This is a genomic window from Caballeronia sp. RCC_10 (assembly GCF_041360715.1).
GTDB lineage: Bacteria > Pseudomonadota > Gammaproteobacteria > Burkholderiales > Burkholderiaceae > Caballeronia > Caballeronia grimmiae.
The window spans coordinates 1-13,953 of record NZ_JBFUPT010000057.1; the positions used below are offsets into that span (position 1 = coordinate 1).

Below are 13,953 nucleotides of genomic sequence, written 5' to 3' on the forward strand. Positions count from 1 at the left end.
CTATGAGCAACTCGCTGGAGTGCCGATGGCTGCTTAACTCCAGCAAAACGGTCTCCGAGGTTCCCGGTGCGCTTCAGATTGCGTGTGGTCAGATTCGTGCCGTGAATCTGCAATGCCGATACGTTGAAGCTGCCACCCGTCAGACCGACGGCTTTCTCCAGGTCGACACCGATGGCCAGCTGCGTCAGGCCATCGTAGGCGCCTCCGCGTTGGGTGCCGCCCGACAGGTTGTTCAGGTACTCGCTGGTTTCCTGCAGGTTTAGCGTGATGCCGTACTGTCCGAGCCATGGGCGCAGTCCGCCCATGTCGCCGAACAGGTTCGCGCGTTCCCGGATGCCGGTTGGCGCGGCAGGCGCCTCGGCCGTCTTTGCCGTCTCGGCCTCTGCGGCTGCTGGCGAAGGCTGTGCGGGCACTTCATCCGAAGGCGCGGGTGCGGGCGCTTCGCTCGTCTGGGCGAAAGCTGCCGGCGCGAAGCGGAGCGACAGCAGCAGTGCCAGCCCCGCGAGCCGAGTGGACAACAGCAATGCAGTTCTCAGTTTCTTGTTCATGACGGCGTGTGATAGTCAGCCACCAGCTCAGCCGTAACGCCGGTTCAGTTCGGCACTGGCCGGGGAAACAGACAGCATCGCGGCCAGCGCGATGGCGGCAACCGTCACCGCCAGAATCGCGTAGCCGGCTGGCGTCAGCGGACCGCCGGCGTATGCCGTCCGCAACGCGGCGCGCGCCAAAACCCTCGCAGTACGGCGCAGCCGGCTGGTTGCGCGCACGCGAACACGGTCGCGGTGCGCCGACCGACCTGACAATACGTCGGGCGTATGTCCGGTCGATGGGGCGAGCAGAAGGTGCACGCGTGCCGGCCATGCAGCAATCTGCAAGGCCACGCTTTCCGCGCGCACCGTGCCAAGGAAAGGCACGACGAACTTTTTGAGACGCATAGGCTCACTCCCCGTCCGGCGCGGCTTGACCGGGCGACGTGAAACGAAACGACAACGCATCGCGGGCGGACCTGCGACAGGCGGTCGAACAAAAGGAGCGTGCTACTGACAAACCGGCGGCAACCGGTCGGTGTTGAAGCGCGCTAACCCGAACAAGGCGAGCTAGCGGCGAAGGAGATGTCCTGCGACGGGCTAACTCGCGGTGGTGTTGCCGGCGCAGGCCGGCATCGGACTTCCATTACTAGAACTTGTGTCCACGAAGGACTCCTCGAATGAGACGGGGCGGATTGTATGCGGGCTTTTCGGAAGACTGCAAGCGAAAAATACACACAAGACATCGCACTCCGAACGGTCAGCCAATTGCAAACATGCATGCAAGACGTTCGCAGTTGAACTATGCATGACTGTGACAACGGGCAATTCCGGTCTAGCAATTGAAAGAATTAACAAGCCATTCTGTAAGACCGAGCAATGAGCGTGAGATGCGCATCGGGTACCCGAGAAATTTATATGGTTCTGCTTAGTGCATCGTGTTGACTTTCGGTTTAGGCCGTGCATAAAATTTATAGTCTTCACAAATTGGGCTCACGCCTTGGACACAAGCAGTAGTAGACCTTCGAACAATTTGACTGCCTGACCGGCAGGACGTCCCGCGCCCTTCCTTGCGCCGCCGTCCTGCCAGCAGGCAGACGGTGCGCGCCGTTGCAACCCCCCGTGCACCTTGATTTGCGCCATTCGGGCAACGTATCCGTGCGTCCGTTGGCATTGCGTCGCGAGCGTTCACTCGCGACTGCGTCCGTTCGCGCCTGACCGTCGTCTCGGCAGGCGCGCGGATGGACACGTTTGTTCTCAGCAAAGCAAAGGAGCCGAAATGCCGGACAGTGACAGTTACCCCTTACGCCGCTCACCTCAATCGTTACCCGAGGAAAGCAGGTAGACCGCTGTTGCCGCGCTCATAACGCCTCCGGCCTCCGTGTCTGCTCGCTTTCCGCGAATCGCGTCAAGCTAGACGCACGGAGATACCTAATGAACTTCCTTCTTCTGTCGCAACTGCCGCACGTCCAGCAATCGCGCGCCCAATACGACGCGATGCTGTCGCTGGGAGACCGCAAGCCACACCGCGTCGCCGCGTTCTGGCGCCGACTCAAGGCCCTCGTTTCATAAGTTCCGCGTCACCTTCAACCATACGCAAGCGCCGCAGCTGTCGTCCAGTTGCACATGCGCTTACGTATGGCGGGAGTGCGAACGTCTGTTCATCCAGGTCACAGGAAGAAAATAAAATGTCCACGCCATCGAACGTCTCACCACCAGGCAGCGCCGTTTCTGAACGCAGCGCTGTCCTCGACGCAGCCCATCTCGGCGATATCAAGGGCGCGTTCGGCACCATCGCGCATCACGACACCGCACCACGCACCAGCTGGTGGGCGCGTATCCGGACGCTACTCGCCATCCTCGGGCCCGGCCTCATCGTGATGGTTGGAGACAACGACGCCGGTGCATTCGGCACCTACACGCAGGCTGGTCAGAACTACGGCACGACTTTGCTGTGGACCCTGCTACTGCTGGTTCCCGTTCTGTTCGTCAATCAGGAAATGGTGCTGCGCCTGGGCGCGGTGACGGGTGTCGGTCATGCCCGACTGATTTTCGAGCGCTTCGGCAGGTTCTGGGGCGCCTTCAGCGTCATCGACCTGTTCATACTGAACGCGCTGACGATTGTCACGGAGTTCATCGGCATCACGTTTGCGCTGGACTTCCTGGGCGTGTCCAAGGTCGCCGGGGTCTGCATCGCAGCGGCGCTCACCATGGCTGCCGTGAGTACCGGCAACTTCAGACGCTTCGAACGGTTCGCACTCGTGCTCTGTCTGCTGAGCCTGTTGCTGGTGCCTGTGCTGGTGTCGATTCATCCGCCCGTTGGCCAGATGACGCGCGACTTGCTCATCCCCAACTGGCCCGCGCATTCGAAGCTCTCTGACGTGATGCTGCTCGTCATCGGCATTGTCGGTACGACCGTCGCACCGTGGCAGTTGTTCTTCCAGCAGAGCTACATCGTCGACAAGCGCATCACGCCGCGCTTCATGAAATACGAGAAGGCCGACCTGTGGATTGGCATCGGCGTTGTGATGATTGGCGCAGTTGCCATGATTTCCTTTTGCGCAGCGCTCTTCGCCGGGCACCCCGAGTTCGGCCAGTTCACGGATGCGGGCGGTGTGATTGCCGGGCTGGACAAGTATGTCGGCAGGACGTCCGCGACCATCTTCGCCATTGCGCTGCTCGACGCGTGCATCATCGGCGCCGCCGCCGTGTCGCTGTCTACGGCCTACGCCATCGGCGACGTGTTCAGGATTCGCCACTCGCTGCATCGCGGCGTGACGGACGCGAAGGGCTTCTACCTCGTGTACTTCGGGATTATTGCGTTCGCCGCTGCACTCGTCCTCATTCCGGGCACCCCGCTGGGCCTGCTGACGGAAGCGGTGCAGACACTCGCTGGCGTGCTGCTGCCGAGCGCTACGGTTTTCCTGCTGCTCCTCTGCAACGACAAGGCGGTGCTCGGTCCGTGGGTGAACTCGAAGGCACTGAATGTGTTTACTGCCGCCGTGGTGTGGGTGCTCGTAATGCTGTCGATTATCCTGACGGCCTCCGTGATGTACCCTGACATCACGGGTGAGACCATCGGTGCAATTCTCGTCGGCGGGACCGTGTTCGCGGTGGCGGGGTACGCAGTCGCTGCACTGTTGCGCAAGGGTCGTGCTACGTCGCAAGTAGTTAATGCCGGCGCATCAGCACAAAACCGCCAGATGCGCGAGACCTGGCGCATGCCACCGCTCGAAGAACTACCGGTACCGCAACTGACGCTTTCCACACGTATCTGGATGGCCGTGCTGCGCGGGTACCTGGTCATTGCCGTTGGCCTTGTCATCGTCAAGGTCGTTCAGGTGATGATGGTGCATTGAGCCACCGGTGCACCATGCCGGTATCGGGGTATCGTGCGCAACATCCCGGTACCGGACGGTCTCCCTCGCACTGGGACCGCGACTACCCAAACTTCTTTCAAACATGACTGCCGACTTCGTCTGGCGGCTGCTTGCCGCCTTTGCCTGCGGTGTCGCTATTGGTCTCGAGCGTCAGATGCGCCAGCGCACTGCCGGCCTGCGCACCATCACACTGGTGGCCAGCGGGGCGTGCCTGTTTGTCACACTGGGCGTGCTGACGGGAAACGGCACCGCTGGCGCCACGCAGATAGCCGCCTATGTCGTCTCGGGTGTCGGGTTTCTCGGTGGTGGCGTCATCATGCGCGACAAGGGCTCGATACAGGGCATCAACACCGCAGCCACCCTGTGGTGCGCCGCCGCTGTCGGCGTCTTATGCGCCACCGGACACTTCGGACCCGCGATTGCAGGGACCGTGCTCGTGCTGGTGACCAACACCCTGCTGCGGGAGGTCAGTCGCGTCATCAACGCTACTCCGGTATCAGCGGCGGACCTGGTGCGCGAGTATGTGCTGACCGTCGTCTGTGGTGAACGGGACGAAATCCATATCCGCACGCTGCTGTCAAACTCGATGTATTCACAGCCGCTATCGTTCCAGAGCCTGACCAGCCGGGACATTGAGGACGACCCGCCGCGCATTGAAGTGACCGCGACCGTGCGCATGCATCCGAAAGACCAGGCAAAGCTGGAGCTGATGGCAAGCCGCATCAGCATGGAAAAAGGCGTGTCCAGCATCAGCTGGGCAGGAAGGGAAACTGAAACGGCGCCGGAGTGACTGCGGACCGGAGCGCTGGTGTTTAAGAGGTTATCCGGGGACAAGTGTGCCCGATGTCACCTGCGAGACTCAGCCTCGCAGCCGATAAGTGCCGGGTGCAGCTGGATATGCAGTATGACGGACCATCGTCTGGGGCACCACGGCGCGATATAACGCACCACGGCTTCTGTATCGCCGAGCTCGAGATTACGTACGCGGACTGCGTCTTCGTATGCGTACGACCGAAAGAAGTCCGAGGCCGCAGGGTTTGCCCATCACTTTGTTAAGCCGGTGAGTATCCACGACTTACAAGCTGTTCTCAATCGCAGCGCCCACTAGGGTTGCAACTCGAGCGTCTGGCAGGTGAGAGCGGCTTTGTCCCCAAGGCCCGAGGCCCCCCTCAGTCGAGTTGAAGGGCGGCCGTCAGACATCGGTCTAGTCAACCGCAATCACTTCTTTCGCTTCCACGGACGCCCTTTCGGCAGCACAACGCCTTAGTAGTGAGCTCGCTCCAAGAGCTTCATTGGCATCCGCTACGATACCGCCACGCCAAGCATCCGACCGACACCAAACGTGAATGCGGCAGCCACGAGGCCGATGAGTATCTGTCGAATGGCCGAGAAGCTCGCGGTTCGTCCATTGAAAAGCGAGGTGAATACGCCAATTGCTGCGAGTGCGAGCACGCTGAAAGTGATGCACTGGACGATGGCGGGCGTCCCCGACGCCCATAGGAACGGCATAGCGGGGAAGATTGCGCCGACCGCGAACAAACAAAACGATACGCCGGCTGCGGACCAAGGATTGCCGCCAAGCTCAGCGGGGTCTAGACCCAGCTCTTCACGAACCAGCGCATCGAGAGCCTTGTCCTTATCCCGCATGAGTTGAGCAGCAACGCGCTTCGCTTCGTCGGGGCTTAATCCCTTAGCCTTGTAGATAAGCGCCAGTTCATGCTGTTCTGACTCCGGGCTGTGTTCGAGCTCATTCGCTTCCTTCGAAACCTGCGCTTGCGCGAGCTCGCGTGCGTTAGTCACGGACAACCATTCACCAAGGGCCATCGAGCACGCACCGGCGATGAGGCCCGCAAGCGCTGTGAGCAGAATGGCCTTATTGCCGGTTCCGGCACCTGCTACGCCCATAATCAGGCAGAAATTCGAAACGAGACCGTCGTTGGCACCAAGCACAGCAGCGCGTAAGTCATTGCCGGACGCAACGCCGCGATGCCACGACTCCGCCTGGGCGATGTCTGCACCCTGTGCGGCAGCAGGCTTGCCGGCGTTCGCCATGGCCTGGACAACGTTCGCATGTTGGTGCTCGTCCTCTGACATGCGCGCGGTATCCGGATTGCCAGCATACTTATTCCGGTCTGCAAACTCGGCGGCGGCGAGAGAAGGAAGTACGAAGCGCGGGCCTAGCAGATGAACGAGACCTTTCATGAGGAAGGTCTTGGCATTGAAGCTAGATGGCGCCTTGCTTCCATTGGCTTCTAATTTGTCCGCCCACACCCGAGCGTGCCTACGCTCGGATGCAGCGAGTTCGCTAAACACCTGCTTTCGCGAATCATCTCGCTCCACGCGTGACAGCGCCTCGTAAATTGCTGCGCTGTGGAGTTCGTCGGCGAGATGAGCGCGGAATTTTCTAAGCTCTTGTGCGGAAGCCATCTCATCAGCATTCCCGTATTGCGGAGACAATATCGCCTCCGTCTTGCTATGAATTACTAACTGCAGAATGCGAATAAAAACACTTCTAAGTCCGCATGTCTCTGCCTTTACGCGATAGGCCGACGCGCAAGCGGGGCGACCGGTCATCTAATCGGGCGCACGAACGAAAATCTTCGATTGCACTTCTGCTGCACATGTGGGCTCAGTTAGTTTGACTCAAGCGCAACCCTCAATCAAAGCATCCTTTCAAGCACCGAATCACGAAGCACGAAGCGGTGAAACAGGGCAGCAGCGATATGCAAAGCGATTACCACTATCAAAACCCATGCAATCACGCTATGAATGTCGCCCAACGCCATCCCGACCGACGAACCCTTTGGCGCAAGCGCCGGAAACGGAACAATGCCCAAGAGGTTCACCATCCAGCCGCGTGCTGATGCATTGGCCCAACCGGCGAGCGGCACGGCAACAAGCAGGATGTACAGAAGCCAATGAGTTGCGTTTGATGCAAGCGTTAACTGCGGTGAGAGCGCGGCCGGTTCTGGCGGGTGCGTCATGCGCCAGGCGATTCTAATCACCATGACTGCAACAATCGCTGCACCCACGCTCAAGTGCCAGGCTATCTCACCTGTTGGCAACGTATCGCGGTGGGCGTCTGGCATCGTCCACCCGATGATGAACTGAGCGAAAATGAGACCCGCGATAAGCCAGTGAAGAACACGGGCGACCGGGCTGTACACGTAACCTTGCGAATGATTCTCAAGCACTTTGCGCTCCGGCTCCTGTAAAAGCGATGGCCTCGATAATAGCGCGTCCAACCTGAGGGCAACCTTAAAGCCTGTGCAGACATCGGGAGAGAATAGCCGCTTACACTACCAACGGAAATCTTTGTAGCAGACCTGGTGGAACGAACACGCGCTTTCTGTTGGTTTGAAGACGACGACCTCATTGGCAGCGGCGTTGAAGTAGCTCTGCGTCATGTCGCTTTTGCGGTAGATTGGGCCAAGGAGGGACAGCACGCCAAGCTTGCCCTATCGACCACGCGCTACGACATTGCTGTACTCGATATAGAACTGCCCGGTCTATCGGTGCCACCGGTGACGCGCGTCATAGTTGCCCAATGGTCTCAGCCGCGACGGCGAGCAGCGTCGGTTGAGTCGTCCGACCAACGACTGCTGCTCGCCTCAAGAAGGGCGATGCGCGCTCAGCCGTCACGCATTCAAAGCATCAATCGCCAGAGGTGAGCAATGGCGAGCTACGACTTTGGCTCCAGCGGGATTAGCCGCTGCATGGCAGCGTCGAGACAATCAAGCGCGAGTAAGGGCTGACGCATTGTTGCTTTGGAGCGGACGATTGCTAGATGGCTATGAAGCAGCGCTTCGAACCCAAACTCCAGTTCGACAGTATCGGCCAAGCGAATGATTTCATATTGAAGGCGCACACCCGCGTACGCACCCTCCATCTTTGCGCGTTCTCGCAAGACTGCACTCCGGCCAAATAAGTCATAGGAACTCACGTCAGCCTCCGTCCCTTCGAAAGAATGGAAGGAAATGTTCCTCTACCAACGTATTTCAATTTGACTCGTTTTAGAAGTGCGCTGCCGACCCAAATCAATCGCGGCGTGCGTGACCGAACAAAGTCGGACTTCAAATACGGTGAATGCAGCGCTTGATGTTGGACCAGAACAATGTATGCGACAGGCGCCTACTTCGTTAGAGGTGGGGAGTCGATTCGCCGGGACGTGCGGAATGCCGATACGGTCTTCCCCTGACACTTCGATTACGCGCTGCACCGTCCGGATGGCACCGTTGCCTCAACGTTCCGCCGAGAGCGGCTTAGAACGCGGAGCCCGTGAGAGGCGCAAGCGTGCAGTAATGTTGGTGAACCGGCAGGCGCTTTTCAATAGGCGTCCGCCCGCTGCACGAACGATTTGTGGGGAAAAGTTGCAAGGCAAGACCGAGCAACGTTAGCCGGTGCCTGCGGTTCAAGCAATGCCGCAGCGCAGTGCAACTTTTTTTGCTCACGACATAGCTCTCTGTGACTTCGACCACTTGACCGCGACGATTCGCCTTTTCACGCTCTCAGCGACGGGAGCTTTCAGTCAAGCAGGAACAGCCGTTGCGAAATCGAAAAAAGTTCGGTTAATGGATGACCGAGATGCACTCCGTTCTCCTCGTCGACGATGACTGTGACTCGCTTTCGGCTTTGAAATTTGTGTTCGAAGTTCACAACTATCACGTTGTCGTGGCTGAGCACGGCGGTGCGGCACTGACGGAAGTAAAAAAGCACTTACCGGATTTAGTCGTCACAGATATGGAGATGCCTGAGGTCGACGGCATTGAGCTTTGCAGACGGTTGAAGTGTCTCCCCGCGCTCGTATCGGTCCCGGTCATCCTCGTCTCAGGCGGCCAGCCCCCACCCGATGTACCAGTTGCGTGGGACGCTTTCCTGCCGAAGCCGGTCGACTTTTACCAACTGCTTGCGACCACGGAGCAGTTACCGGTGGTTCGGCTCAAGCCGGCAGAGTGGCCGTAAAAGCTCGAGATTTCAAACAAACCTCACAGCCACCGATGTTGGTCTCGTCGTATTTAGCTGCGGTCGCCGTTTTTCGTCAGCTCGCCAGCCGCTAAGGGGGCCGTGGCCACCGTGCGGCTGCCCCTCATTTACTCAAGCGCGGTCGAGCATGCCACTGCTACGACTCATGGCATACCTCTCGCTCGCATTGTCCCGGTAGATGACGACGAAGATGCGATGCAAGCGCTGGCGATGCTGCGTATATTGGGCGGTCATGAGGTGAAATGTGCATGTGCTGGACAAGAGGCGCTACCAATTGTCGAATTTGCGAACGAGTCTCGGGCTGCCACGATATTTGTGAGTCTGTGAACGCAGGGCTCATCCTAGCGTGACGACGCTGTTATCGTGGCGCGCTGTTATAGAGGCAGCTCATCGGCTTGCTGTCGGTCTCTTCGATTGACAGTGCGAGTCCGTGGCTCGGCGCTTACACCGCATTAAGCAATGCAGCCTTCATCCGTGCGAGCGTTGTTAACGCATCGCCTTTTGTCAGCTAGCCTAACGATGCATGTGACGTGGCGGCCGATGCACTGATGAGGCCGTGAAAACGGGCTGCGAGGACTCTGGAGAGGACAGGAGAACCGGCTTGTAAAAAAGCAGGTGTTGCGGCGCTGGAAAGTCGTCATCGGCGTCCATGGCCGTAGATTCTCTCGAGTGCGACACTGTCGAGCGTCTCGACGACGAGCATATTCACGGACTACTGCTGATTTCGAGCCACGTAGTCTCGGAGTCGACTTGCCATTACGAGTTGCGCCTCCCGAACATGGTTGCGAGAAGCACCGAGCAGTTGTGCGTCGTATATGACGAGCGCTTGGCATAAGGCCTCATAGTCGGCTCCGACCGCCCTGAGTTCGCTGCTTGAATTTACACTCTTGTCGAGTCGCACGAGCGCAGCGTAAGCCTCGCGGATGCAAGGCAGCCGGGCTTCCAGATACCCGGCTTTGCATAGCTCCTCAGAGATTAGGAGCTGCTGACAAAGTAATGTCAGCAGGCTGTCGGTTGCTCTTCCGCGATGTAACGCGTCGAGTGCAATCCAGCTCTTCAGCGAAATCGGGTTTGTACTGTCAGTATCGCCCGCTCGGAGAAGCGAGCTAAGGAGAGGGGAGACAGACCGTCTCGCGATTTTGCGAGAGGCCGATTTGTTGCTCATTTGATATAGGGCCTTTGACTATGGAAAGCTTCGGCGAACAGGGCTGACGAAGCATTACTCGTGTCATACGAGAGGGGCGAACGCCACCAACGTTGATAAATATGTGAGCAGATATCGTTGGTGAGATAGGTCGATGGTCGAATGGCTAGACGCCTTAACGTCGACTATTTCTACTCTAGCTTGCAACCCTCTATCACAGCGCTCTCGCAATGGTCCGCAAGGTCGATGCTTGTCCGTCGCGATACAAGCCAAGGGATTCCCGAATAGCCCACTAGAGGTTGCTTGACCCGATATTCGTACAGCGTTGGTCCGACTCGTTTGAATAGCACAGCGTCCGTTGCATGCCGTTCAGCGTAGTCCGCAGTGACCAGGCCGATTTCTTTCGCTCGGTTCATGGGGAGTGAGCCGTCAGCTGCAGATTGAAAACTGAGGTTCGACAGTGCGCAGTAAGCAATCGAAATGACGAAAACTGGCTTCGCGACCATGCCGATGTAGGCGCGACCTCCGCCAGCGCGCCTCTCCAGCTTCAACGATGTAATGAGCATCCGAGCGTCGTCTAAGTGTTTTCCCTAACTCAAAGATACTATGTCGAGTGATTAGCGACAACAGAAAAGCCACGCGCTCTGGCTTCTTTTTCACGTGCACCGGTAAAAATAACGGCGACGGACTAGCCGGTCGATTGAAAAAAAACGAACGGACGCAAGCCTGCCCGGGGACGGGTGTTGTCGCGCAATTCTGTAGACGGTCGGACCGTCCGAGCGACGGATGGGGTGAGCTCGGTTATAAATTCCTAGGGCAATCGTTCTTTTCGTGGATGTTGAGCCGGCCATCTTGTCGTCGCTGAGCGTCTCGCGTCATGACGTCCGGCACAAAGTGTTGAAAGCATCGAACGATTTTGGAAGTGCTTCGACTCGCGGAAGGGCACAAGCCAGCCGTGGTTGTGTCGGATTGGCGGATGCCATTCGTGGACGGAGCCCAGCTGAATTGAGCATTTGTGCCGAGCTCGCTCCTGCGCTCGGTGCCGCTCATCTTCATTTCGGGCACGGCCGACACCCACAAGACTCAAGCGGCTGTTGTCCTGCGGAAGCCTTTTAAGGCAGCGCATCTTCTCGAGACACTCGCGGAGTGCCTATCAAGGCAGCGCCCGTTGCGATGCGTCGCTGCTACGACAGCAGCCGTTCGACTTCGTCCATATCTGCCGGCTTCAATACCCACACATCGATGCACTGCTGGGAGCGGTCGATGAGCTCGTTGCTCCCCGTGAGTGCAACAATGCGGGCAGACTTCGAGCGGCCTTTGCGAATTTCCGAGCACACGTCGATGCCGTCACCGTCGGGCAACATTAAATCCAAGAAGATGACGTCGAACGTCTCGGAGGCCGCAGTGCTAACGGCCGACGAGCCGTTGTATGCGACGGCGCTGATATGCCCAAGCTCAGACGCGATGTCTCGCAGCGCATCCGCCGTGTCACGCGAGTCGTCGACAAACAGAACTTTCGTCATTGCATGTCCCATAGTTTCACGGCGGACGCAACGCGTGACGTTACGGTCGAGCGCATGCCGAGGACCTTCCTTATCAGTATATGTTGCTTTGGCCGCTTCAGAAGAAAGCCGCGTTCGAAGTCGCCAACATCGACCAGCGTGGGGTGTAGTGTCGTCCCTCAGCAGTCGTGAGTCTAAGGTTGGTCACGGGTAGAGCACGGTACAGGCCGGGCAGCATAGAGTTCCTCCAAAGCGGCAGGTGCTGTTAGCCGTGCAAGAGTGGATGGCGGAGCACGGAAACGCACCTTACCCCCACGCCGTCGTCATGGCTGAATACTTGCTTGCGTTGCAGCAAGATTGCTGGGAGAGTACTCCGGCGCGCTTATGCCACCACCCCTGCAGCGCTCAATTTTCTACCAGCCTTCGAGCGTGCTCTAAAAGGCCGGCGGCGCCTAACATTCTGGTTGCGTCCCGTTCAACGTGTTGCGTACCCCTGGCGGGGCGTCGTCTTGACAGATTGACGCTGCCAATGCGCTCATCACCACGAGTCGACTGACGTCACCGTCCGGGGCTTTTCGTCGTCATGGCCAGCAAACCACTGCTGTGCCCGTGACGGTGGCCTCGATGGTCGCCGCTCACGAGACCCAGGCCACAAAATGAAAAGGGACGATGACGTGCGAGACGCGTCGGTGGTTCCCGTCAATCGTATTAGCTGCCTCTGAGTTCGCGCCTGATGAGCTTCCCTGTCGAGGTCATCGGCAGCGACTCCATATATTCGATGACACGGGGGTACTCGTGCGCGGCGAGCCGTGTACGGACGTGGTCCTGTAATTCCTTGGTCAGCCCGTCGCTCGGCGCGTACCCATCAGCAAGAACAACGCACGCCTTCACTATTTCGGTTCGCTCAGCGTCCGGCATTCCAACAACGGCGACCAGCCGGACCGCAGGGTGCCCGAGGAGGCAATCTTCAATCGGCCCTGGGCCGATGCGGTAGCCCGCGCTAGTGATAACGTCGTCATTGCGGCCCACGTAATAGATAAAACCGTCTGCGTCCATCCGACCTAGGTCGCCGGTGATTAGATAGTCGCCGGCGAATTTCGCAGATGTCGCCAGCGGGTTGTTCCAATAGCCGAGGAACATGACCGGGTCTGGTGACCTTATCGCTATGTTGCCAATCTCTCCGTGTGGCAGCACGTCACCTTGGTCGTTCACGACTTGGACATCGTGCCCGGGGGCGGAGCGTCCAATCGCGCCTGGGCGAGCCTTGAACCAGTTGCCGCACGAGGAGACGACCATATTGCATTCCGTCTGGCCGTAGAATTCGTTGATGGTTATGCCTAGGGCATTTAGTCCCCAGGTCAGTAGCTCAACTCCTAACGACTCGCCTCCGCTTGCAATGGACCGCAGTCGCAGCTTCCATCGCTCCTGCGGGGTCTTCTCTGTGCGCAGCATCTTGAGCGCCGTAGGCGGTAGAAATACGTGGGTGACCCCATGACGGCTCATTAGTTCAAACGCGGCGGGCGCATTGAATTTATCGAATCTGCGAGAGACCACCGTGGCGCCGTGGTGCAGAGCGGGTAGAAGAACATCGAGTAGCCCACCAATCCAAGCCCAATCCGCCGGTGTCCAGAACAGGTCCCCCTTCGCTATTGTTCCTCCGTGTGACATCTCTACACCGGGAAGGTGGCCCAGCAGCACTCGGTGAGCGTGCAGTGCGCCCTTAGGCTTCCCCGTCGTGCCTGAGGTGTAGATGATGACGGCGGGGTCATCCGCCTGCGTGGCAACGGGTTCGAAAGTGTCGACTTCTCCTGAAATAGCCGCGTCGAAGCTTTGCACTTCATTCGCCGCTTCCGTGTAGTCACCGGTGACAAGGACGGTCTGCAATGCAGGGAGCTTGTCCCGTATTGCCCTGATTTTCGCTGCACCTGCGGCGTCAGTCACCAATAAACGGGCACCGCTGTCCTTCAATCGGAACTCAAGAGCTTCCTCGCCGAACAATGCGAACAGCGGAACAGAAACTGCTCCCAGCTTGAAAGCTGCGATGTGCGCGATGGCGGTCTCCGGCGACTGCGCGAGTAAAACTGCGACTCGGCTACCGGGCTCTATGCCAACTCGCCGGAAGTAGTTGGCGGCTAGATTACTCTCACTTCGCAACTGCGCGAAGCTCAACCGCCGTATGACGCCATCTCGATGCTCATGAATCAGAGCGATATCGTCCGGATGCGACGCGGCCCATTTGTCGCAAATATCGACTCCAATGTTGTAGGTCTCGGGTATGTCCCAGCGGAAGGCACGAAGCTCAGCTTCGTAGCTTGCTTCTCCTCGCAGCATCATTACACTCCTAGTGTCCTGTCCCAGAAATTACTTTACGTAAATGCAGCATGTTCTATGATCAATCTAGAGTGCGCGGGAGACGA

11 protein-coding genes are annotated in these 13,953 nt (G+C 58.5%); 4 read left to right on the forward strand and 7 right to left on the reverse strand.

The genetic code is table 11. From position 1 onward, the window contains the following. The coding region (locus tag AB6804_RS30455) for a carbohydrate porin (RefSeq protein WP_370889626.1) at positions 1-548 on the reverse strand (548 nt) is incomplete at its 3' end. Positions 549-575: 27 nt separating this feature from the next. After that, entirely contained in the window at positions 576-935 is a 360-nt protein-coding gene (locus tag AB6804_RS30460) for a hypothetical protein (protein ID WP_370889627.1), read from the reverse strand. A 1,026-nt stretch (positions 936-1,961) separates the two neighbouring features. On the opposite strand from AB6804_RS30460, the gene AB6804_RS30465 reads away from it, so the two are divergent. The 3 genes from AB6804_RS30465 to AB6804_RS30475 all read left to right on the forward strand — a co-directional run bounded on the left by AB6804_RS30465 (position 1,962) and on the right by AB6804_RS30475 (position 4,697). Beyond that, positions 1,962-2,099 carry a hypothetical protein gene (locus AB6804_RS30465; RefSeq protein WP_370889628.1) on the forward strand — a complete coding sequence of 46 codons (138 nt, stop codon included), beginning with the start codon at positions 1,962-1,964 and terminating at the stop codon, positions 2,097-2,099. A gap of 116 nt (positions 2,100-2,215) precedes the next feature. After that, positions 2,216-3,886 carry an NRAMP family divalent metal transporter gene (locus AB6804_RS30470; protein ID WP_370889629.1) on the forward strand — a complete coding sequence of 557 codons (1,671 nt, stop codon included), beginning with the start codon at positions 2,216-2,218 and terminating at the stop codon, positions 3,884-3,886. Between the two features lie 103 nt (positions 3,887-3,989). Next, positions 3,990-4,697, forward strand: coding sequence for an MgtC/SapB family protein (locus AB6804_RS30475; RefSeq protein ID WP_370889630.1), 708 nt, complete (start codon positions 3,990-3,992; stop codon positions 4,695-4,697). A 512-nt stretch (positions 4,698-5,209) separates the two neighbouring features. Here AB6804_RS30475 and AB6804_RS30480 read toward each other — a convergent pair. The 3 genes from AB6804_RS30480 to AB6804_RS30490 all read right to left on the reverse strand — a co-directional run bounded on the left by AB6804_RS30480 (position 5,210) and on the right by AB6804_RS30490 (position 7,850). Beyond that, positions 5,210-6,334: a VIT1/CCC1 transporter family protein gene (locus AB6804_RS30480; protein ID WP_370889635.1), complete on the reverse strand. Its 1,125-nt coding sequence runs from the start codon at positions 6,332-6,334 to the stop codon at positions 5,210-5,212. Positions 6,335-6,567: 233 nt separating this feature from the next. Next, positions 6,568-7,101, reverse strand: a complete 534-nt coding sequence (locus AB6804_RS30485; protein WP_370889631.1) for a cytochrome b — start codon at positions 7,099-7,101, stop codon at positions 6,568-6,570. A gap of 488 nt (positions 7,102-7,589) precedes the next feature. After that, positions 7,590-7,850, reverse strand: coding sequence for a hypothetical protein (locus AB6804_RS30490; protein WP_370889632.1), 261 nt, complete (start codon positions 7,848-7,850; stop codon positions 7,590-7,592). Positions 7,851-8,491: 641 nt separating this feature from the next. Between AB6804_RS30490 and AB6804_RS30495 the strand changes: the two genes are divergently transcribed. After that, positions 8,492-8,869 carry a PleD family two-component system response regulator gene (locus AB6804_RS30495; RefSeq protein ID WP_370889633.1) on the forward strand — a complete coding sequence of 126 codons (378 nt, stop codon included), beginning with the start codon at positions 8,492-8,494 and terminating at the stop codon, positions 8,867-8,869. 2,349 nt (positions 8,870-11,218) lie between these two features. On the opposite strand, the gene AB6804_RS30500 is transcribed toward AB6804_RS30495, so the two are convergent. Both AB6804_RS30500 and AB6804_RS30505 read right to left on the reverse strand, forming a co-directional pair. Continuing rightward, complete coding sequence (locus tag AB6804_RS30500) at positions 11,219-11,557, reverse strand: response regulator transcription factor (RefSeq protein WP_370889634.1); 339 nt, start codon at positions 11,555-11,557, stop codon at positions 11,219-11,221. A gap of 687 nt (positions 11,558-12,244) precedes the next feature. Further along, positions 12,245-13,867, reverse strand: coding sequence for an acyl-CoA synthetase (locus AB6804_RS30505; protein WP_370889636.1), 1,623 nt, complete (start codon positions 13,865-13,867; stop codon positions 12,245-12,247). Positions 13,868-13,953 lie beyond the last annotated feature (86 nt).

Bases quoted from the DNA above. Each gene is read 5' to 3' on its own strand.
- AB6804_RS30460 (WP_370889627.1), bottom strand. From the start codon at position 935: ATGCGTCTCAAAAAGTTCGTCGTGCCTTTCCTTGGCACGGTGCGCGCG.
- AB6804_RS30465 (WP_370889628.1), top strand. From the start codon at position 1,962: ATGAACTTCCTTCTTCTGTCGCAACTGCCGCACGTCCAGCAATCGCGC.
- AB6804_RS30470 (WP_370889629.1), top strand. From the start codon at position 2,216: ATGTCCACGCCATCGAACGTCTCACCACCAGGCAGCGCCGTTTCTGAA.
- AB6804_RS30475 (WP_370889630.1), top strand. From the start codon at position 3,990: ATGACTGCCGACTTCGTCTGGCGGCTGCTTGCCGCCTTTGCCTGCGGT.
- AB6804_RS30480 (WP_370889635.1), bottom strand. From the start codon at position 6,334: ATGGCTTCCGCACAAGAGCTTAGAAAATTCCGCGCTCATCTCGCCGAC.
- AB6804_RS30495 (WP_370889633.1), top strand. From the start codon at position 8,492: ATGCACTCCGTTCTCCTCGTCGACGATGACTGTGACTCGCTTTCGGCT.
- AB6804_RS30500 (WP_370889634.1), bottom strand. From the start codon at position 11,557: ATGACGAAAGTTCTGTTTGTCGACGACTCGCGTGACACGGCGGATGCG.
- AB6804_RS30505 (WP_370889636.1), bottom strand. From the start codon at position 13,867: ATGCTGCGAGGAGAAGCAAGCTACGAAGCTGAGCTTCGTGCCTTCCGC.